We start from the raw sequence: 21,221 nt of genomic DNA on the forward strand, positions 1-21,221 counted from the left end.
TATGAAAAAAACATAATTTGTTATTAATAAAAATAGTAACGAATTATGTTTTTTCTTTTTTAAACCTATTACACAATGTCAGATATAGAAGAAATAGAAGTACGAGGCGGACAGGGACAGGTTCTGGATCCTGAGACTTACAGAGATTCTATCGGGACAATGGAGCAATCCGGTAAGAGAAGGTGGGTATTCCCGAGAAAACCAAAGGGAAAATACACCAACTACAGGAACCTTGTAAGCTATATTTTATTAATTATTTATTTTACGGTGCCATTTCTTAAGATCAATGGCAACCCTTTCTTTTTATTTAATGTTATCGATAGAGAGTTTTTCATTCTTGGACAGCCTTTCTATCCACAGGACTTTTTTATCCTTACTTTAGGGGCTATCGCGTCTTTAATTTTTATCATCATTTTTACGATTGCATTCGGAAGAATTTTCTGCGGGTGGATATGCCCTCAGACAATTTTTATGGAATCTATCTTCCGTAAAATTGAATATATCATTGAAGGCGACCGAAACAAGCAGATGAAGCTGGACAGACAGGAGTGGAACAGCGAGAAAATCTGGAAAAGAAGCTTGAAATGGACGGTTTACATTATTATTTCTCTGATCATTACCCACTTTATGCTGATGTATATCGTAGGGTATGAGGAAATCTTAAGAATCATTTCACAGGGACCGTTTGCGCATCCTACCAATTTTATCATCATGGTTCTGTTCACGGCAGCATTTTACTTTGTATTTGCATGGTTCAGAGAGCAGGTTTGTACATTGGTCTGTCCTTACGGAAGATTGCAGGGTGTATTGATTGATAAAGATACGATCAACGTTTTCTACGATTTTAAAAGAGGGGAAAACAGATCGAAATGGAGAAAAGGAGAAGACCGGAAAGCCGCCGGAAAAGGAGACTGTATCGACTGTCACCAGTGCGTGGTGGTATGCCCTACCGGAATTGACATCAGGGACGGACAGCAGCTGGAATGTGTGAACTGTACAGCATGTATCGATGCCTGTGATGAAGTGATGGAAAAAGTAGGCCTTCCGAAAGGACTGGTAAGATATGCTTCTGAAAACGAAATCGAGCAGCAGACGCAGTTCAAGTTTACAGGAAGAATGAAAGGTTTTGCCGTAGTTCTTGTTCTGTTGGTAGGATTCTTAGGATTCCTTCTTTACAGCCGTGGCGAAATGGAGGCTAAATTCATTAAACCGGCAGGAAGTACATTCTTTGTAAGAGACGGTAAAATTACCAATACCTACAATTATACGTTCCTTAACAAAACGAACGACAAGAAGATCGTGACGATAAAAGTTCTGGAACCGGCTCACGGCGAGATCACGTACAGTGCATCCAGCAAAATCCAGGTAGACAGAGATAAAATCTCGAAAGGAACCATCAACATCAGCTTCCCGGAAAATGATATGAAGCTTTCCAAGCAGAATATTACCATCGGGGTGTATGATATGAAGGGTAAACTTGTTGACTCTTATCAAACTTACTTTGAAGGACCATTCAAACTACAATTTTAATAAAAACCCTTTGTGGCTCAGATATCACAAAGGTTCACAATCATAAAGACAAAAAAATCCGGAAGAAATGAAAAACTTTAGTTGGGGACACGGTGTATTCATTGCATTATTTGCATTCATTGCTTTTATATTATCCATGCTGTTTCTTTTCCCGAACGGGCAGAAAAACTCTGAAATGGTGACCGATAATTATTATGAGGAGGAACTTAAGTATCAGGATGTGATTGATGCTAAGAAAAGGGCTGATGATTTACAGGAAAAACCCGTGTACAGCCAGGAAAAAAGCGGAATTAAAATTACTTTCCCAAAAGATTACGACAACGCCAATACTACGGTAAAATTTGTTTTAAACAGAACCGACGACCAGAATCTGGACATAAAAAAATCTGTACAGCTTGATGCCTCAAAGTCTTTCATCGTACCTGCACAGGTATTAAAAGCAGGAAACTACACGCTTAGACTGATGTGGACCAGAGACAAAGCAGACTATCGAATGGATTATGATGTGATATGGAAATAGGACTCATTTTATCGGCTATTGCACTAGGATTCGCTTCCGGTTTTCACTGTATCGGAATGTGCGGCCCTATTGCTTTATCGATGGGATTGACCAAAAAACAGGCTACCAATTTCTACCTTCAGAATTTAACCTATCAGTTCGGAAGAATTGCTACCTATTCATTATTGGGAGCTATTCTGGGCATTATAGGTGAAGGATTTGAAATGGCAGGTTTTCAGCAGTATTTAACGATTATTGCGGGAATTCTGCTGATTATTATGGCTTTGTTTTCATTTGGCGGAAAAGATTTCGCCTCCAAAATCCCTTTTCTTTCTAAATTTCTGTATTCTGTAAAACTGAATTTAGGAAAATTACTTCAGAAGGCGGATTACCGCTCAAGATTTACGACAGGACTTCTTAACGGCTTTCTTCCGTGCGGAATGGTTTATATGGCCCTTACCGCCAGCCTCGCAGCCGGAGGAGTATGGCAGGGAGCTTCATATATGGCTTTATTCGGGCTTGGAACACTTCCGTTCATGTTTGCAGTAGTTCTGGCCGGAAACCTTATGAATCAGGCTTTCAGAGTAAAGGTTTTAAAAGCAGTTCCGGTCATCATGATTATTTTAGGCGGATTATTTATCCTGCGTGGCCTTGAATTGGGTATTCCTTACGTTTCTCCGCGCGCAGAAGCGATGACGATCTCCAAAGATCATAATGGTGCCAGCTGCCACATTGAAGGACACAATCACAGTTCAGGCAACTGTCATTAATAAAAACTAATCAACCCCATGAATAAAATCCTCTTTTTACTCACTGCAGCATTGTTTGTATTGCAGTCCTGTGCCATTAATTCTGAAATTGTTTATCATAAAGATGCAGCCTCCACCTCCGTCACAGATATCGATATGAAGCAGTTTATGGCTGAAATGAAAGCCATGACTCCCGATTCTATGAAACAGCAGAAGGAATTCGGAGAAATGGATAAGCTGCCTACAGTATGGACCAGTTTTCTGGATCTTCAGAAAAAGGATGGGAAAAAGCAGACTACAGACCCGGATTCTTTAAGGATCATGAAAAAGATCTTTATGAAAATGAATAAGGAGAACAACGAGCCTGCCGGTATTTCTTTAAAAATGGAACGCTTTACCCAGGCCGATTATCTCATGCTGAGCAATTACAACAAAAAGGAAAAGCTTCCGCTGGATCAGAATATTTTCAATGACTGGGACGGGAAAACCCTGACGATTAACACCGAAAATTTCAATCTTAAAAATATTGAGGAAACCCTTCGAAGCAAAACGTCAAAAGAGGAAGCCGAAAAAGTACAGGGAATGATCACCATGTTCTTTAAAAGTATCGGAACCACCCTCAAATTTGAGAACAAAATAAAATCCGTCACCGGGAAGCATGACTGGGTGAAGCAGATCGACAATTACACCGTGAAAATAGATTATGATCTGAAAACGATGTACGATAGCGAAGCTAAGCTCAAAAATGCAGATAAAAAAATTATCATTGTCACAGAATAATAAAAAAACGGCTGAATATCAGTCGTTTTCTATTAACCATGTCAAGGTTTTGAACCTTGACATGGTTAACAGGACTACCAAAATCTAAATAAGTCCAGAATTCCTGCCCGTCATTAAAAACAAACAGTTCTTATCCGGAATTCAGATATTCATCGAAACACATTAACAAATTTTAGTTTTTGCTTAAAAATATTATCTTTGAATCTTAATTTATAAATAATCATGAGAAAATTTTTACTGTCTCTTACTCTTATTTCAGCACTCAGTGTACATGCGCAAAGCATTAATTCTGAAACGGTTGATTTTCGTGTTTTAAAAGCACCGCAAACTTCAATTAACGAAAACTCCAGGACTTATAATATTACAGTCAACTCTCCTTACAACCTGACGAAGGAAGATGTAATAAAACAATCTAAAAAGGAGCATCAGGAAGCTGTTGCTAATTTCAGTAATACCATTGCAGAAAGTCAGAGCAATTATCAGCAGTCTCTTAAAGATTACAATGAAGAAATCATTAAAGCAAAGGAGAAATTTGCCCTGGAATCGGCAGAATTTAAAAAACTGAGCCTTCTGGAGCGTCTTACTTTACAGGAAAAAGGCCTAAAGCCACAGCTTCAGCTCCCATCCAAGCCTGTGTATTCAAAGCCGACTCCTCCTGTATACAGAGATCCTAATCTGAATGATTATTTCATTGTAGACAATAATGTTCTGGCGTCTCAAATTGCCATTGACGGTTATAAAAAAGGAAACCCGAATGTAGATGTTTACGTAACCATGGAAAAAGTAAACTTTCAGGATAATGCCGGACAGACGTATGCCAACCAGCCAACAAAAATCCTTGTAAAAGAAAACGGAACTGAGAAAATTAATACCACCCTTTCCCAGGACTTCACATTCGTATCTTCCCAGCCTTCTGATAACATCAACAAACCTGCTGAAGAAAAAAAATATCTTGGAAACAACATTAAAGCGATCAATACTTTCCTGAATGATAATTACGGATACAAAACGCTTAACAAGCAGGTAAAACTGGAGTTTGTGAAAAATAAAGGTGAGTTTGATGATTTAGAAAAAGCACACATTTATGTAACCACTAATTTGAGAAAACTACAGGCCACCTCTGATCAGACCAACAATAATATTGCTTTTGCCAATATGAAAAAAGGAACTGATATTTGGGAACAAGCTCTTAAAAAAGTAAATTATAAAGACAAAAAAGCTCCTTATAACGCTAAGATCGGTAAATACATTAATTTCAATTTAATAAGACTGAACGTAGCTCTTGAAAACAAAAAAGAAGCAGAAAAGTATCTTAACGAGATGCAGGAGAAACTTGTAGATCTGGATTTATCATACAACGAGAAAGCAGAATTAAAGCAATTGGAAAACCAGATTTATAAATAACCATGAAACTAAAAACATTAACAGCATTAGCGATCTGCATCTCTTCTATTACATGGGCGCAGACCAGTTATAAGTACGGAAACAAGTTTGATTTTGACCCTATCCAGGAAAAAGATGTAAAACTTATTGCCGGTGGAACGGATACTTATTATATGCAGAGCAGCATTAATGAAAACAGCATCCGCAGCAACAATAAAATACTGGTAAGAAAGTTTGATAATTCCAATAACCTGAAGCAGACTTTTTCTTACGATATGCCTCAAATAGAAAAATATGCTCCTATTAATTATCTGGGAAGCTTTGAATCTGGAAATAAAATTGTTTTTATTACAGAAACTTACGCAGGTAAGGTAAAAAAGAAAGACATTTATAAAATTATTTTCGATAAAACGGCAGGTACCTTCTCCAATGAACTGCTGGCTTCCTACCCTATTGAATCTACGATGAAATCAGGGACTGCCTACTTTGAGAAATCTGAAAATGGCAGATATGGTGCCGTTGTCTTCTATCAGCATGCTCCGAGAAAGGAACCTGTAAAAATCAGCATCAATGTCATTGATACCGGAAGCCTGAAATCTGCCTGGAATAAAGAAGTTACCGGAGAAGCAGGAAGTTCTGATACCGATTTTTTTGTGACTAATTCAGGAAATATCGGGCTTTTAAGATCGGCCAATCAAAATGCATCCCTTCTGTTTGTAACGGCTTCAGGACAGGAAGAAAAATTCTTTACAGAGAAGATGAAGGTCATCAGTGAAACGGCCGTATCTATTGGTGATAAAGATTATCTGGTTGCCTTTAACAGTACTCCTAAAACGGTAAAGTTTAATGCCAGTAATTTTGAAAATTTAATGTTATATGATATTAAAGAAGGAAAAATTATTGCCAACGAGGTGGTGAAACAGTACAACGACGGCAGCAAAATAGCAGATCTATTTATTCCTTACACTTATGTGAGCGGAGATAAAATCTATATTTTCACAGAAAGTAAACTGGATGCAGGAACAAGACAGGTAAAATCTCCTATGGGAACCATGATGATCACCGAAACGTCTTATAAAGCAGGAGACCCGAGAATTGTAGCCATTAATACCGCTTCAGGAAAAATAGACGCGGTAACAAAACTCCACAGTGAAAGACTTTCTGATCTGGAAGTACACGCTTTCGGACTTGTAAATATAAAAGGGAATTATATCTTTAAAGCCGGATCACTATTAAATCTGTCGGCTATTAATTTTGACAGCAATAACACCAGCATACTTCCTTCGCTTTCCAAAGCAACAGGTAAAGACCCTTATTATGGAGGTGAGGCCTATACCCAGGCTTTACTTTACAGACCGGAAGTGAAAACATTAGCTTATCCCAGAGCATGGGAGAACCAAGCCAGTATCGTTACCCTGGAGAACTTTGAAGGGAAATAGTTTGTGAGTTACGGGATACGGGGTGCGTGTTTGAGAGCAAGAGGGTTTTAGGAAGTTATGAGTTATAAATTATGAGTTATCTGATGCGGGTTTTAGAGCCACGGGATATTGTTTTAATTCAAATCCGACTTAATCTTAGCCTTAGCCTCAACCTAGAGATCTGATGTCTGAAATCTAGCATCTCTATATCTTAACTCTTATCCTGAATCAGATTAAAATAACAAAACCACTGAAAAATTTCAGTGGTTTTTATTTGGCTTGATGTCTTACATTTTCTAGTTGATCAGATCGAATCTTGCATATTCTGCAATTTTCTTAGGAAGTCTGATTCCTTCTGCAGTCTGGTTATTTTCAAGCAATGCTGCCATAATTCTTGGAAGAGCCATAGCAGAACCGTTTAAGGTATGTACCAGCTGAGATTTTCCATCTGTTTTGAAACGGCATTTCAGACGATTAGACTGGAATGTTTCAAAATTAGATACAGAGCTTACTTCCAGCCACATTTCCTGCGCAGCACTCCACACCTCAAAATCATAGGTCATTGCAGATGCAAAACCAGTATCACCGCCGCAAAGTCTCAATACTCTGAACGGAAGTTCAAGATCGGTAAGGATCTCTTTGATATGTTCTACCATTTCTTCCAAAGCAGCATAAGAATTTTCAGGCTTTTCAAGTCTTACAATCTCTACTTTTTCAAACTGGTGAAGACGGTTCAGCCCTCTTACGTGCGCTCCGTAACTTCCCGCTTCTCTTCTGTAACACTGAGAGAATGCCGTATTTTTAATCGGAAGATCTTTTTCTTCAAGCAGTACATCACGGTAAAGATTCGTTACAGGAACTTCCGCCGTAGGGATCAGATACAGGTCATCCAGACCAATGTGGTACATCTGTCCTTCTTTGTCAGGAAGCTGTCCCGTTCCGTAACCTGAAGCTTCGTTCACCACGTGAGGAGGATTCACCTCCATATAACCTTTGTCTATGTTTTTATCCAGGAAATACTGAACCAAAGCTCTCTGAAGCCTCGCTCCTTTACCCAGATATACAGGGAAACCGGCACCTGCGATTTTTACACCTAATTCAAAATCAATCAGGTTGTATTTTTTCGCAAGCTCCCAGTGAGGGATAGCACCTTCACCAAGACCTTCCACATCGTGAGACTGGAAAATATTTTCGTTGTCTTCCGCAGAAGCTCCGCTTTTCACTTTTTCAAACGGAACGTTGGGAATCTGGTACAAAATATCCAGTAACGCTTTTTCCGTTGCATCCAACTGAGACTGCAGTTCTTTACTCGACTCTTTAAACTGTGCTGTTTTAGATTTTGATAATTCCGCTTCTTCTTTTTTTCCTTCTTTCATCAAAAGCCCGATTTCTTTGGAGATTCTGTTGATTTCGGAAAGCTGGGAATCTAATTCAAACTGAATTCTTTTTCTTTCGTCGTCAGTAGTGATCGCATCATCTACCAACCCAAGATTCTTGAATTGTCTTTTCTGAAGACCTTCTAAAACGCGTTCTTTATTGTCGCGTAAAAAATTGACTTGTAACATTTTATTTAGATGTTAAATATTAGAGTCAGACTTACATATTAAGCTGACCGTTTTACAAATTTAAATTATTTTATGATAGTAATGGTATTTATAGCATTGGGTGCACCTGCTTCTTTGGTAAATACGACCTGATTATTGTATTTCACTTCAGAAACCTGGAATACTGACGGCGTCCAGCGGTATTTGATCTCCATAGAATCAATAGTTGTTACCACCACATTATTCTCTGTTCTCCTTAAGGCAAATGCCATTTTAGAATGATACGTTCTGTTGTCCGGGCTTAATGAATCCAGTGTTCTTCTTTTTGCTCCCCTCAAATATTCAAAATAATATAAGGAATCTGTAGTCATTTTCAAAGGTACAGATACCGGAGCCACGTCTGATACACCAAAAACATCATTCACTGTATAGGAAGAATAAGAGCCGTTCTTTTTAGCATTCAGCAAATCCTGGCCTGCACTGTTTTTTATATAAATGTTCATGGTCTGGTCTATCCTCTGCAGAGAATCCTCATCGCTTCCGCAAGAAACCGTCACCAACAGCAGTGTTATAAGTTGAAATAGTAAAATATGATTGAGCTTAGCTTTCATCTCCGTTAATTTTCAATAATCTTTTTTATGCAAATGTATAATTATATATTTGTTCTCGTAATATTTTACCATGTTTTTAAACAAACTCAAAAAATTAAACGGCAGCCACATCACCACGATCTTTAAAGGAAACTTTATTTCCAAGTTCGTTCTGGTGATCGGAGGTCTTTTGCTGGCAAAATATTACGGTTCCTCGGAATACGGAATCTTCAGCATCTATCTCAGCATTATGAGCATTTTCACGGTGGTGCTGAGCCTCGCACAGGAACATATGATCATGCTGGAAGGAAATGAACAGGACGTGAATAACAATTTCAGTGCAGCCGGTATTATTTCCGCCGGAGTGATGCTTCTGGCTTTCCTGCTGGTATTGATTCCTTTTGATATTCCTAAAAACATTTTATTTCTGGGGATATTTACGGGCTTCATTTACCTTTTTACCAATAATGCGAAGTTTCTGCTGGCTAAAAAAAAGCTCTTCAAATTAGTTTCGGTACTCACGATCATAGATTCTGTGGTGAGTTTTCTGTTTCAGGTTTTATTTGTCTTTATTAAAATAGAAAACGGTCTGGTGATCGGTAGTCTGATAGGCTATATCGTTGCTTTTCTTGCCGCCCTTTATTATTCCCGGACCTATTTTGCCAAACCGGATTTCAAAAGGTATTTTGCCAATGCTAAAAAACGGCCGGAGCTTTTTAAATACTCCTACCCTTCTACGCTGATCAATGCATTAGGAAATAATATCATGCCGATCCTGATTTCGCTTTATTTTGCACATTCGCTGCTGGGAGAATATTCTTTAGCAGTAAAAATAATGTCTGTTCCGCTGCTGCTGATCTCATCCTCCATCGCCACGGTTTATTACCCGAGAGCCGCGGAGATCAATAACAGAGGCCGAAGCAGAAGTGAGCTTTTTGCGTATACCAAAAAAATGAGCCTGATGAATTTTTATATTATCCTGGCTTTATACATTCTGATCAACGTAGCCGGAATTCCTGTTCTGGAAATGTTTTTCAATAAAAACTGGGAACATCTGGGGCTGTTTATCTTCCTGATGTCCTTCGGATACCTTACCCGAAGCCTTATCAATCCTATTTCGGATATTTTAACGATTTTAAAACGGAATAACGTTGCATTGGTTTTTAATATTTATCTTTTCCTGGCCAATATTGCCGCCATATTCATTGGAAAGGAGAAAGGAATCAGCTATCTGGTAGGTATTTTCTCCCTGCTTTTGTTTGTAGGCTATGGATTTTTGTATTTTTACATTATGTTTATTCTGAAGAAAAATGAATCCGATTAAAAAATTTATTGAATACCAGATTTTCCATAGAATTAATAATTTTTTCTATCCGGAATATTACCGCCAGAAGTACGACTATCTTCTTCCCCATGTGCTTTTTTTCACGTATTTAGTTCCGCAAAAAATATTGAGGATCAACGGAAAAGTTCCGTGGCCGGTGCATTTTACTTCGGAAATCAGGGGACACCTGAATATTAAGAAAGGAATTATGTGCGATCCGGGTGATAATCCCAATATTTACATTCAGGCGAATAACGGCATCATTATAGGAAGCAATGTAGGTTTCGGGGCGGGAACGTCTCTGATATCGGCCAACCATAACCATAATGATCACAGCATTCACGATGCATGCGGCCCGATTGTTATCGGAAATAATGTTTTTGTAGGAACCAATTCTGTAATCCTTCCGGGGGTAAAGATCGGTGATAATGTAGTGATCGGAGCGGGCTCTATTGTGGCTAAAGATATTCCATCCAACTCAATTGCAGTAGGAAATCCGTGTAAGGTCATCAAACAAAAAGAACCTTACATTGAAGACTTTACAAAGACGGTTTTCAACAGAAAACTGCCTGAAGGCTTCAATCTAAAGTTCTGATTGATTATTTTTTACAGCTGCTTAAGCAATTCCTGCCGCCCAGCTTTTCTCCAATGGTAAAAGAAAATGGCTTAAAAAGTCCAGATAGGTATTTTTAGAGAAATCAAAAACCTGGATGTCTTTCGGCAGTGCACCGCTTCTCAGCTGAGATTTAAATTCCTGAAGTTTCAGGGTTTTTACCTGATCATCGTGTACAAAGCTGGCTTTCATTCTGTCGAAAAGTCCAAGCTGATATTCTTCATCTATTTCACGCATGATCTTCCCTAAGGCGTCAATGCTGCATCCTGAAGCCATTTCTTTCTCTTCGTCTACACACACCACGATAAATTGATTTTTTTCAATTTTAAAAGAGGAAGCAAGCGGTTTTCCGTGTGCTGCCCATGTGGCCAGGAAATCGAATAATTTCTCGGTGATAACTTTCGCCTCTTTGGTTTCAAAAGGTCTTGATGCGGGGTATATAATGACTCTGTAGTCGCTGGTTTCTACGATGCTGGATTCTTCAATTTTCATATCCTGTCAATTTTAAAGTATAAAATTAAGAAATATTCCTGAGTTTATAATCAACAAAAACCCAAGCCTGCGCTTGAGTTTTTATATATCTTTAATGTTGCTGTTACAAATCTTCCGCCTCAGCAAGAAGTTCTACAATATCTTTTACAGCTACTTCTTCGTTTTTGTTGAAATGCTTTACTCCATCTGTCATCATGGTATTACAGAATGGACATCCTGTAGCGATCACTTTCGGCTGGAAAGATAAAGCTTCTTCCGTTCTTTCAATATTGATGTCTTTATTCCCTTTTTCCGGCTCTTTAAACATCTGTGCACCTCCTGCACCACAGCATAAACCGTTGGTTTTGCAACGTTTCATTTCTACCAGCTCGGCATCCAGCTTTTCAAGAAGCATTCTCGGAGCCTCATATTCGTCGTTGGCTCTTCCCAGGTAGCAAGGATCATGGAATGTGATCTTTTTTCCTCTGAAAGCACCTCCTTCTATCTTCAGTCTTCCTTCTTCCATTAATGTTTTCAGGAACTGGGTATGGTGAACCACATCAAAGTGTCCGCCCAAACTTGGATATTCATTTTTAAGGGTGTTGAAACAGTGAGGGCAGGCCGTAACGATCTTTTTCACTTCATAAGCGTTCAGGACCTCAATATTGGTAAGGGCCATCATCTGGAAAACAAATTCGTTTCCCGCTCTTTTTGCAGGATCTCCGGTACAGCTTTCTTCCTGTCCCAGAACCGCAAATTCAACATTGATCTTATTTAATATCTTGCAAAATGCTTTTGTAATTTTTTTGGCGCGGTCGTCAAAACTTCCGGCACACCCAACCCAAAATAAAACTTCAGGGGCCTTTCCTTCGGCAGCATATTCTGCCATTGTTTTTATGTTGAAATCCATTTCTTCAAATTTACCAATATGCCAATGTACCAGTTTACCAATGATTGTTACATTGTTACATTATTTTACATTGTTCGATTAATTTTCATTTGCCCAATTCAGACGGTCAGCCTGATTATACTGCCATGGAGCAGCATTGTTTTCTACGTTCGTCATCATCAGATTCAGTTCCTGAGGGGCAGCGGACTGCTCCATCACGAGGAATCTTCTCATTTCGAAAATAATAGAAAGCGGATCCAGCAATACAGGACATGCTTCTGTACATGCATTACATGTGGTACACGCCCAAAGTTCTTCTTTGGTAATATAGTCATTCAGAAGCTTCTTACCGTCGTCTTCGAATTTTCCGTTTTTGTCGATATTTCTGCCTACTTCTTCCAGTCTGTCTCTTGTTTTCATAAGGATCAGTCTCGGAGAAAGCTTTTTTCCGGTGATATTGGCGGGACATACAGAAGTACATCTTCCGCATTCTGTACAGGAATAGGCATTCAACAGCTGTACCTGGTTCAGATCGAATATATCTTCTGCTCCAAATTTAGAAGGAACCTCGGCAGCATCCCCTTCAGCCGGAGCGGCATAAGGATCAGCATTGGGGTCCATCATTAATTTGATTTCTTTGGTTACAGAGTCCAGATTATTGAATTGTCCTTTTTTATCAAGATTAGCAAACCATGTACTTGGAAATGCCAGAATGATATGCAGGTGTTTTGAATAATACAGATAGTTCATGAAGAACAGAATCCCCACGAAATGGAACCACCAGGCTCCCTTTTCAACAAACATCAGGAATCCGTTATCAAAACTGAAAACCTCTAAAAACGGAACCAATGTGATTTCGCTGATCGGGAAACTTCCATGTTCGGGAAGAACACCTCTCATCTGCAGAATATAATCTGCCGTATTCATGCTGAAAAAAGCCACCATCAGGGCAAATTCAATGATAAGAATCCAGTTGGCATCATTTTTAGGCCATCCGAAAAGCTCTTTCATCGTTAATCTTTTAACCCCATAAAAGTTTCTTCTGATAAAGAATACCACTACTCCAATCACAACCAGCAAAGCCAGGACTTCCAGTGTTGCGGTGAAGAAATTGTAGAAAGTATGTCCGAAAACTGAAGCTAAAAATCTGTGGGTTCCGAAGATTCCGTCTACAATAATTTCTATCAGCTCGATATTGATAATCACAAAACCTACATACACAAAAAGGTGAAGAATACCTGCTACAGGACGTTTTCCCATTTTGCTCTGGCCCATTGCCACAGTGGCCATGGTTTCCCAGCGCTCGGCTTTCCTGTCGCTTCTGTTGATTTCTCTTCCTAATCTGATATTTCTGTAAATCTTTTGCAGGCTTTTTGCAAAGAGCCCAAAACCAGCAACTAATAAAATCAGAAAAATAATGTTATCGATGTACTGCATAAGGTGATTAGTCTTTATTGTTCTTACCGAAAACTGAGAAATTGATGTATCTCTTAGGATTGGCTTTCATGTCTTCAATCAGGGAATTCAGATTCGTAGAGGCGGAATTCAGATTATTGTAAAGCTGCTCATCCTTCATTAGTTTTCCTAAGCTTCCCTGTCCGTTATCAACTCCGGCAATAACCTGGTTAAGTTTTCCAACGGTAGCATCCAGATTGGCAATTGTAGCATTCAGCTTTTTGGTATCAATGCTTTCCGCAAGGTTACCGTATTTATCCAAAGTCACTTTTCCGCTCTGCATCGTAACGCTGGCCTCATCCAGTACTTTCTGGAGTTTAGGATCATTGTTTCCTACAAGGGTATTCACACTTCCTGCCGTAGTCTGCAATGCACCTACTGTTTTATTAAGATTGGACAGCAATGCCTTGATCTCAGCTCTGTTCTGCCCGTCAACCAAAAGATTGGCATTCGCCATCAAAGAGTCCACACGGTGTAAAACAGTCTGCAGCTGATCTTTCACAGGTCCTACCTGAGAAGAAAGACTTCCCAGAGTTCCCAGTTTGAAGGCACCCTGAAGGGTATCTCCGTCTTTTGCAGTGGTACCGCCGTACATCAGGTTTACTCTCATTTCTTTTCCGGACATCAGTCCCGGTTCAAAGATTTCAAGGGTAGAATTTTTGGAAAATTCGAACTTGTCGTCCACAGTAATTTTTACGACAAAACTGATCTTTCCGTCTTTGGCTGTTTTCGGGATGATCTTATCGACCTGCCCTACTTTGAGACCATTGATGGAAACTGCAGAAGACTGTGCCAGCCCCTCTACATTATCGTATTTTGCGTAAAATATATTATCGGTAGTAAACAGGCTTCTCCCTTTCATGAATTGAAACAATAACACAAAGCCTACAATAGCTAAAAGTGCAATGACACCAGCTTTTAATTCTTTACTCAACTTCACTTGCTAAATTTTTTCTAATGAGCAAATATAGCACATTTTAAATTAATCTTTTTCTTTATTGTTCTGCGTTAAATACAAAAAAAGCGGCAGAAAATTCTGCCGCTTTTATATTGATAAAAAATAATTTCTTATTGTTGATTTCCAATCTTGCTCCAGATCTCGATTCTGTAATCTTCGATATCTGCATTATCCTGAAGGCTCTTCATCCAGGCCTGCCCGAACATTCCTGCACTTCTCTGGGTAATAGATTCTGTAAACTGCTTCAGGTCACCCGGCTGCTTGTTTACTGTTTCTGATTTTTTAATCAATACATAAACTCCTGTTCCTCCTTCGATAGGGTTAGAAAGTTTTCCTTTTGCAACTCCGAAAGCAGCACCAGCTACTTTAGGCTCCATAGCACCAGCTACTGTAGGGTTAAGCATGTTAACCTGAGCTGCCTGCTTTGTAGAAGCAAATAATTTAGCGATCTGATCCAGGTTTGAAGCTTTAGCCCCTGCAATTTTATCAGAGATCTGTTTTGCAGCCAACTTGTTTTTAACGATCACTTCTATCTGGTCTCTTACAGATTCAGGATCAGCAAGACCTGCTTCCTGTTTTCCGTTAAGATAAGCCACAATTTTATCTCCCGTACCTTCTACGGTAAAGAATTCCGTATCTCCTTTAGATCTTTTCTTATCGAAAGCCCATGCTAAGATTTCTCCGTCTTTATCAGTACCAAGTCCCTGAAGCTGTCCGTCAAATCTTTTAGCTGTTTTAGGATTGGAGAACTGATAGTTTCCTTTTTTAGCAATATTCACGAAATCGTTGAAAGATTTCCCCTGAACCTGCTGAATGAATCTTCTCGCTTGTTTATCAGATTCTGCTTCTGTAGCTTCTGATGGCTTCACTTCTTTTACAAGGTTAGCTACTTTATAGCTCATTGCCCCTGCTTTTTTATCTTCAATATTGATGATATGGTATCCGAACTGTGTTTCTACCACGCCTGTAGCCCCTTTAGGATTGTTTGCTAGATAGGTAAGGAATTCAGGAACGAAAGGCGTTTCCGGAGTTGTCCATCCTAAGCTTCCTGCCTGAGCTGCAGAACTTGGATCATTAGAAAGCTTCAGGAACTCTGTAAATCTTGCTGGAGTTGCCTTTACAATAGCTCCGATAGAGTCTGCCAGTTTTTTAGCCTGCTCTTTGGATCTTGTCACTCCTTCTCCCGCAGGACTTCCTTTGAAAGCGATAAGGATATGTCTTGACAATGTAGAATCTGAAGTCTTTTTATCCAAAAGTTTTGAAACTACATAGAAATTCTGCTCTTTATAAGGTCCGAAAGTCTGCCCGATAGCGGCAGTAGCAATCTGTCCCTGGATAGTCTGTGGCAATTGGGTTGGCGCTGAATACTGGTTGTTGAACGGCATATCAGAATTAGCCATTACAAACATAGAGTCATTCTTTGTATTCTGGAAGTTCTCCGTACCTCCGCTCGCATCTGTACCCCCTGAGAAAAGTTTATTGATTTCCTTCTGAGTCGCTGCATCATCTGCAGGGCTTGGTTTGGAAGGGAAATAAACAACTCCGATGTTTCTGCTAGGTTCAGCTTTGAACATTACCGGGTGCTGTTTGATATAGTTTTCAAGGTCTGCTGTAGTAACGTTGATCTTAGTTTTCTGAAGGTATGCAGCATAATCGATCTTTACAAAATCGATGTCTGCCAGCTGATCTCTCTGTTTCATGATCTCTTCAGCTTCTTTCTTACCGGTAGTGATACCCGCAGAAATATTAGTAAACACCTGTCTTGCCATCAATCTGTATTCTACAGTTTTTCTGGTTTTCAACCACTGGTTGTATTGTTCAGGATTGGTGTTTTTTAATGTTTCAATCTCTTTTTTAAGCTCTTGAGTTTTAAAATTACCTTTCTCATCAAAGAACTGTTTGTTTTGGGCAAACATCTGATCGTACTGGATCTGGTTCCAGAAATAATCATCTGTCATTTCAAAGCCCAATTTCTCAAACTGCTGCTTGATAAGTTTAGATTGTACAAGTAACTGCCATGCCTGCTCTTCAAGTCCCGTTTTTGGACGGCCTTGCTGTTCAGCCTGCTGCTGCAGTACGAAAAGCTGATCATTGAACTCTTCGCGGGTGACTTTCTCACCGTTTACTTTTCCTAAAACATCAGGATTTTTTCCAAAAACCTTGTCGATACTGTCCGGGTTTACGAGAAACGCTAAAAGCGCCAATGCGATCACTCCCATCAAAAGCCAAGGCTTACTCCTAATCTGTCCTAAAATTGCCATTTTATATATTATAGTTTTTTATCAGTTTGCGAAAATACACATTTTTAAGAAATTAGAGAAGCAGAAGTCCTTTATTTTAATTTTTAAAATGAAAGATTATTGAAAAAAGGAAATTTTGACCATATTTTTTAGCAAAAAACAAATGGCATAGGTATTGTGCAATTTAAGGAACCATAATACGCTGCACGTTTTCAGCGCATATTGTAAAATATCATTTTAACGATTTAAAACGAAGATGACAATTTGTCATTTTATATAAGTATGACAGAATTTGAAGATATGAGTTTAGAGGAAATGATCGGCGATGGATTTGACATTGTAGCAGAAGAGATCAATCTTTCAGACTTTTCGGAGACCGATAAGAATTCCGAACAGAGAATATTCCCTATACTTCCTGTAAGAAATATGGTCATGTTTCCCAACGTAGTAATTCCTATTACTGCGGGAAGAAAAGCATCGATACACCTTCTTGAAGAAGCACAGAAAAACGGTGATTTCATTGGTATTGTAAGCCAGAAAAACTCAGATCTGGAGCAGCCTGCAGAGAAAGATATGTACCAAACCGGTACGCTTGCCAAGATCATTAAGATCATTAAACTTCCTGAAGGCAATATCACGGCTATCACTAAAGGATTTCACAGATTTAAGATCAAAAAGATCGTAGAAAGCCAGCCTTATTTCAAAGCGGAAATCACCAAACTGAAAGATTCCCGCCCGAAAAACAAGGAAGAATACGAAGCTTTGCTGGACAATATCAAGGATTTAGCGTTAAAGATCATTGAACTTGATCCTAATATCCCGAATGCGGCCAATTTTGCGATCAAGAATATCAGCAATAATGATGATCTTCTGAACTTCATCTGCACCAATGCCAGTTTTCCTTCCGTTGAAAAGCAAAAACTTCTGGAGGAAAAAAGCCTGATAGAAAGAGCCAACAAGTGCTACGAAATGATGCATGAGGATTTCAGAAAGCTGGAACTCAGAAACCAGATCCATCAGAAAACTTCAAAAGATTTAGATAAACAGCAGAGGGAATATTTCCTGAACCAGCAGATCAGAACCATCCAGGATGAGCTGGGAGGCGGTCCGGAAAGTGATGTGGAAGACCTCCTCAACAAAGCAAGAGCCAAAAAATGGAACCAGGAAGTGGAAGACCATTTCCAGAAGGAGATCAACAGGCTTCAACGCCAGAACCCTAATGCTCCGGATTATAACGTGCAGAGAAATTATCTTGATTTCTTCACGGATCTTCCATGGGAAACCTACACAAAAGATGTTTTTGATATCGCCAAAGCTGAAAAAACTTTAGATAAAGCCCATTTCGGACTGGAAGATATTAAAAAGAGAATCCTTGAGCACATGGCTGTTTTAAAATTAAAAAACAACATGAAATCCCCGATTCTATTGCTTGTAGGGCCTCCGGGAGTAGGAAAAACCTCTTTGGGAAAATCTGTTGCTGATGCTTTGGGAAGAAAATATGTAAGATTATCTCTGGGCGGGCTTCATGACGAAAGTGAAATCCGCGGACACAGAAAAACATACATCGGGGCGATGGCGGGAAGAATTCTGCAGTCTATCAAGAAATCAGGCACCTCCAATCCGGTGATTGTGCTGGATGAAATTGATAAGATCGGGCAAGGTCTTCACGGCGATCCGAGCTCTGCGCTTCTGGAAGTTCTTGATCCGGAGCAAAATAAAGCGTTCTACGATAATTTCCTGGAAATGGGGTATGATTTGTCCAGAGTGATGTTTATTGCTACCGCAAATTCCCTTTCCACGATCCAGACTCCGCTTCTGGACAGAACGGAAATCATTCAGATCGCAGGCTATACGATGGAGGAAAAGACAGAAATTGCGAAAAGACATTTAATTAAAAAACAGCAGGAAGAAAACGGTTTGGATGCAAAATCATTTAAACTGGGCAATCCTGAACTTAAACATATCATTGAAGCACACACTTCAGAAAGCGGGGTAAGAACATTGGAGAAAAGAATTGCTTCCATCGCGAGATGGGTTGCTTTACAAACCGCTCTGATGAAGGAATATAATCCCAAAATCACGGTTGAAAAAATAGATGAGATCCTTGGTGTTCCAAGACCTAAAAGTCTTTCTGAGATCACGGGAGTTCCGGGTGTGGTAACAGGTTTAGCCTGGACCAGTGTTGGTGGAGATATTTTATACATTGAAAGTATTTTAAGCAACGGAAAAGGAGGTCTTACGATGACCGGAAACCTGGGAACTGTGATGAAGGAATCTGCAACCATCGCTCTGGAATATATCAAAGCCAGACATGATGACCTTGGAATCCCGCAGGAAGATCTGGACAAAAAGAACATCCATGTTCACGTTCCGGAAGGCGCGACTCCTAAAGATGGACCATCTGCAGGTATTGCCATGCTTACTTCAATGGTTTCGTCATTCAAGAATAAAAAGGTAAAACCTCATCTTGCGATGACGGGAGAAATAACATTAAGAGGAAAAGTACTTCCTGTAGGCGGAATCAAGGAAAAACTCCTTGCAGCCACCAGAGCAGGCATAAAAGAAGTGATTCTATGTGAAGCGAACAGAAAAGATGTGGAAGAAATCAAGAAAGATTATCTTAAAAACCTGACTGTTCATTATGTCAACAGAATGGAGGAAGTCATTGACTTTGCTATAGAAAAATAATCCATAACATATCAACTCTCAATAAGGAAACGCGTCTCAGATTATATTTGGGATGCGTTTTTTATTGAACCACAAAAGGCACAAACGCTTTTGAACACTTTAGTTAAGTGAATATGTTATGCACAGGAAGTACACCTAAGTTTTATAAAAAAATCAAAGTTTTTCAGCTTCATTTCTTCTTAAAGCGGAGCTCAGCTTAATATTCTTAAAAACTTAACTGCTCTTAATGGTTTAAATAAATAACATCCATAAAGATTATTCAAGTTTAGAAAGCCAAAAGATTTTTATGAGTTATTTCTAAAATCTGCTTTATCTGCAAAATCAGCGGGAGATAAAAATTATTTTAAACTACTAAAGAATCAAAGTTCAAAATTGAAAAACACATACCACATTTCCCTATTCATCTGCTTTTTCATCAAAATAATTATGTTAATTAAACCAAAACGGCATAGTTATTAGTTGGGTTTTATTATTTTTATCCAACAGATTTGAAAAATTATGAACTTTCTTAAGCTCCCTTTTATCGTCAATCTAACCCTTGTTGTTATTTCCATTATTGGTCTCGGTTACCTTTTGGCACTTGGGCAGAGTATTTTAGCACCTTTTTTCCTGGCTTTTTTAATGGCCATGCTTTTTCTTCCCATTGCAACTTTTATGGAAAGAAAACTAAGATTTCCAAGATCTGTATCTACCATGACGTCGGTTTTCATCATGCTGGCTATTTTATCGGGGCTTATCTATTTTTTCGGATCACAGCTCTCTGATTTCAGCAAAGACCTTCCGCATCTTCGTGAGCAGATGACCACCGTTTTCAACAATCTGCAGCACTGGATCTCAAAAACATTCAATGTAAAGATTGACGAACAGCTGGATTATATTAATCAGGGACTTAATAAACTGCTTTCTTCCTCGGGGGTAATCCTTGGCTTTACTTTCGGAATATTTTCAAGCGGTTTTGGCTTTATCGTATTTTTCACTCTGTTTTTTATCTTTATCTTGAATTACAGAAGGATTCTTAATAATTTCATTGTCACGGTTTTTAACGAAAAACACAAAACCAGTGTACAGGAAGTCGTTACCGAGATCAGGGTGATGACGAAGAAATATATTTTCGGACTCTGCCTGCAGGTTTTGATCGTTTCCATACTCTGTTCAATCGTACTTACAGTTTTAGGAGTAAAATATGCGGTTCTTCTTGCGGTCTTAACGGGTTTATTAAATGTTATTCCTTACCTGGGAATCTGTATTTCGCTTTTAATCTCATGCTTTATTGCTTTTGCCACCGGAACACCTTCTACTTGCGTTTATGTAGCCATTGGATATATCGCGATACATATTGTAGATGGAAATATTGTACTTCCTTTTGTGGTAGGCTCAAAAGTAAAGATCAATGCTTTATTTTCTTTTATCGGGATTATTTTAGGGGAACACCTTTGGGGAATTGCGGGAATGTTCCTGTGTATTCCGGCTATTGCCATCATTAAGATTATTTTTGAACGAGTGGACGGCTTAAAACCCTGGGGAAAACTGCTGGGTGAAGAAGAAAAGCCACACAAAAAGAAAAAGAGCTATAAGATCTCTAAGAATATTACTTTGAAAGAAATGGACTGATCTAAATCATTAGTAATGAGCAATCGGTAATGAGTAATACGTGCTGGCCGATAATTGCAAAACTTATTATTTATAAAAAAAGCTGCTTCAGTTGAAACAGCTTCTATAGTTAATTTTATAATGCGCAAAATGGGCTCATTCCGCTTGGACAGAGCTGGTCGCACGGAATATAAGACTGGTTGTCCGGGCAGTATCCCAAATCCGTTCCGGGATTAGTGCCGCCACCGCCACCACCGCCTAAACAAGGGTCTCCTGGTGGAATTTTACAAGGGCAGCCTACAGGCCCGATATCACAGATAGGTGGTTTTCCGCCTCCATTAATTTTCTTTAGATTCTCACGATCCAGTTTTTGAAGATTTTTCAACATAATAGATTTTTATTTAGTTTGATTTGTAAAACAAATATATCAAATGAAATGATACATTATTCCACACATAGAGAAAAAACCAGAAACATTAACAGATTTTAATAAAAATAAA

General features: G+C 39.0%; 18 protein-coding genes. 10 read left to right on the forward strand and 8 right to left on the reverse strand.

Features of this window, described 5'->3' with window-relative positions; translation table 11 throughout:
* Window positions 1-75: 75 nt before the first annotated feature.
* The 6 genes from ccoG to JET18_RS10905 all read left to right on the forward strand — a co-directional run bounded on the left by ccoG (window position 76) and on the right by JET18_RS10905 (window position 6,380).
* Window positions 76-1,530 (forward strand): cytochrome c oxidase accessory protein CcoG, encoded by a 1,455-nt coding sequence (ccoG, locus tag JET18_RS10880; protein ID WP_202090992.1) that lies wholly within the window; start codon window positions 76-78, stop codon window positions 1,528-1,530.
* Window positions 1,531-1,597: 67 nt separating this feature from the next.
* The gene (locus JET18_RS10885) at window positions 1,598-2,050 is read left to right on the forward strand and encodes a FixH family protein (protein WP_202090994.1); all 453 of its coding nucleotides are present in this window, start codon (window positions 1,598-1,600) and stop codon (window positions 2,048-2,050) included.
* Window positions 2,041-2,799 carry a sulfite exporter TauE/SafE family protein gene (locus tag JET18_RS10890; RefSeq protein WP_202090996.1) on the forward strand — a complete coding sequence of 253 codons (759 nt, stop codon included), beginning with the start codon at window positions 2,041-2,043 and terminating at the stop codon, window positions 2,797-2,799. Before JET18_RS10885 ends, JET18_RS10890 begins: the two co-directional genes overlap by 10 nt.
* An 18-nt stretch (window positions 2,800-2,817) precedes the next feature.
* Window positions 2,818-3,558 (forward strand): hypothetical protein, encoded by a 741-nt coding sequence (locus JET18_RS10895; RefSeq protein WP_202090998.1) that lies wholly within the window; start codon window positions 2,818-2,820, stop codon window positions 3,556-3,558.
* Between the two features lie 222 nt (window positions 3,559-3,780).
* Window positions 3,781-4,962, forward strand: a complete 1,182-nt coding sequence (locus tag JET18_RS10900) for a hypothetical protein (RefSeq protein WP_202091000.1) — start codon at window positions 3,781-3,783, stop codon at window positions 4,960-4,962.
* Between the two features lie 2 nt (window positions 4,963-4,964).
* Window positions 4,965-6,380, forward strand: a complete 1,416-nt coding sequence (locus tag JET18_RS10905; RefSeq protein ID WP_202091002.1) for a hypothetical protein — start codon at window positions 4,965-4,967, stop codon at window positions 6,378-6,380.
* Between the two features lie 275 nt (window positions 6,381-6,655).
* Here JET18_RS10905 and serS read toward each other — a convergent pair whose 3' ends face one another.
* Window positions 6,656-7,924: a serine--tRNA ligase gene (gene serS, locus JET18_RS10910; RefSeq protein WP_202091004.1), complete on the reverse strand. Its 1,269-nt coding sequence runs from the start codon at window positions 7,922-7,924 to the stop codon at window positions 6,656-6,658.
* 65 nt (window positions 7,925-7,989) lie between these two features.
* Window positions 7,990-8,514, reverse strand: a complete 525-nt coding sequence (locus JET18_RS10915; protein WP_202091006.1) for a hypothetical protein — start codon at window positions 8,512-8,514, stop codon at window positions 7,990-7,992.
* 70 nt (window positions 8,515-8,584) lie between these two features.
* Between JET18_RS10915 and JET18_RS10920 the strand changes: the two genes are divergently transcribed.
* Entirely contained in the window at window positions 8,585-9,817 is a 1,233-nt protein-coding gene (locus JET18_RS10920; protein WP_202091008.1) for a lipopolysaccharide biosynthesis protein, read from the forward strand.
* A complete protein-coding gene (locus JET18_RS10925; RefSeq protein WP_202091009.1) occupies window positions 9,804-10,412 on the forward strand; it encodes an acyltransferase in 609 nt (202 codons plus the stop codon). The genes JET18_RS10920 and JET18_RS10925 overlap by 14 nt, the downstream gene beginning before the upstream one ends.
* A 21-nt stretch (window positions 10,413-10,433) precedes the next feature.
* Here the strand turns inward: JET18_RS10925 and JET18_RS10930 are convergent, their stop codons facing one another.
* The 5 genes from JET18_RS10930 to JET18_RS10950 form a co-directional block, all read right to left on the reverse strand.
* Window positions 10,434-10,922, reverse strand: a complete 489-nt coding sequence (locus tag JET18_RS10930) for a hypothetical protein (protein ID WP_202091010.1) — start codon at window positions 10,920-10,922, stop codon at window positions 10,434-10,436.
* Between the two features lie 103 nt (window positions 10,923-11,025).
* A complete protein-coding gene (locus JET18_RS10935) occupies window positions 11,026-11,811 on the reverse strand; it encodes a (Fe-S)-binding protein (protein ID WP_202091011.1) in 786 nt (261 codons plus the stop codon).
* 78 nt (window positions 11,812-11,889) lie between these two features.
* A complete protein-coding gene (locus JET18_RS10940) occupies window positions 11,890-13,227 on the reverse strand; it encodes a 4Fe-4S dicluster domain-containing protein (RefSeq protein WP_202091012.1) in 1,338 nt (445 codons plus the stop codon).
* A gap of 7 nt (window positions 13,228-13,234) precedes the next feature.
* Window positions 13,235-14,185 carry an MlaD family protein gene (locus JET18_RS10945; protein ID WP_202091014.1) on the reverse strand — a complete coding sequence of 317 codons (951 nt, stop codon included), beginning with the start codon at window positions 14,183-14,185 and terminating at the stop codon, window positions 13,235-13,237.
* A gap of 128 nt (window positions 14,186-14,313) precedes the next feature.
* A complete protein-coding gene (locus JET18_RS10950) occupies window positions 14,314-16,464 on the reverse strand; it encodes a peptidylprolyl isomerase (protein ID WP_202091016.1) in 2,151 nt (716 codons plus the stop codon).
* Between the two features lie 261 nt (window positions 16,465-16,725).
* On the opposite strand from JET18_RS10950, the gene lon reads away from it, so the two are divergent.
* On the forward strand, window positions 16,726-19,131 hold the full coding sequence (gene lon, locus JET18_RS10955) for an endopeptidase La (protein WP_202091018.1): 2,406 nt from the start codon (window positions 16,726-16,728) through the stop codon (window positions 19,129-19,131).
* A 498-nt stretch (window positions 19,132-19,629) separates the two neighbouring features.
* Complete coding sequence (locus JET18_RS10960; protein ID WP_202091020.1) at window positions 19,630-20,742, forward strand: AI-2E family transporter; 1,113 nt, start codon at window positions 19,630-19,632, stop codon at window positions 20,740-20,742.
* Window positions 20,743-20,857: 115 nt separating this feature from the next.
* Here JET18_RS10960 and JET18_RS10965 read toward each other — a convergent pair whose 3' ends face one another.
* Entirely contained in the window at window positions 20,858-21,109 is a 252-nt protein-coding gene (locus tag JET18_RS10965; RefSeq protein ID WP_202091022.1) for a bacteriocin-like protein, read from the reverse strand.
* Between the last annotated feature and the right edge of the window lie 112 nt (window positions 21,110-21,221).

Origin of the sequence: Chryseobacterium endalhagicum (assembly GCF_016745235.1) — a bacterium.
Lineage (GTDB): Bacteria > Bacteroidota > Bacteroidia > Flavobacteriales > Weeksellaceae > Chryseobacterium > Chryseobacterium endalhagicum.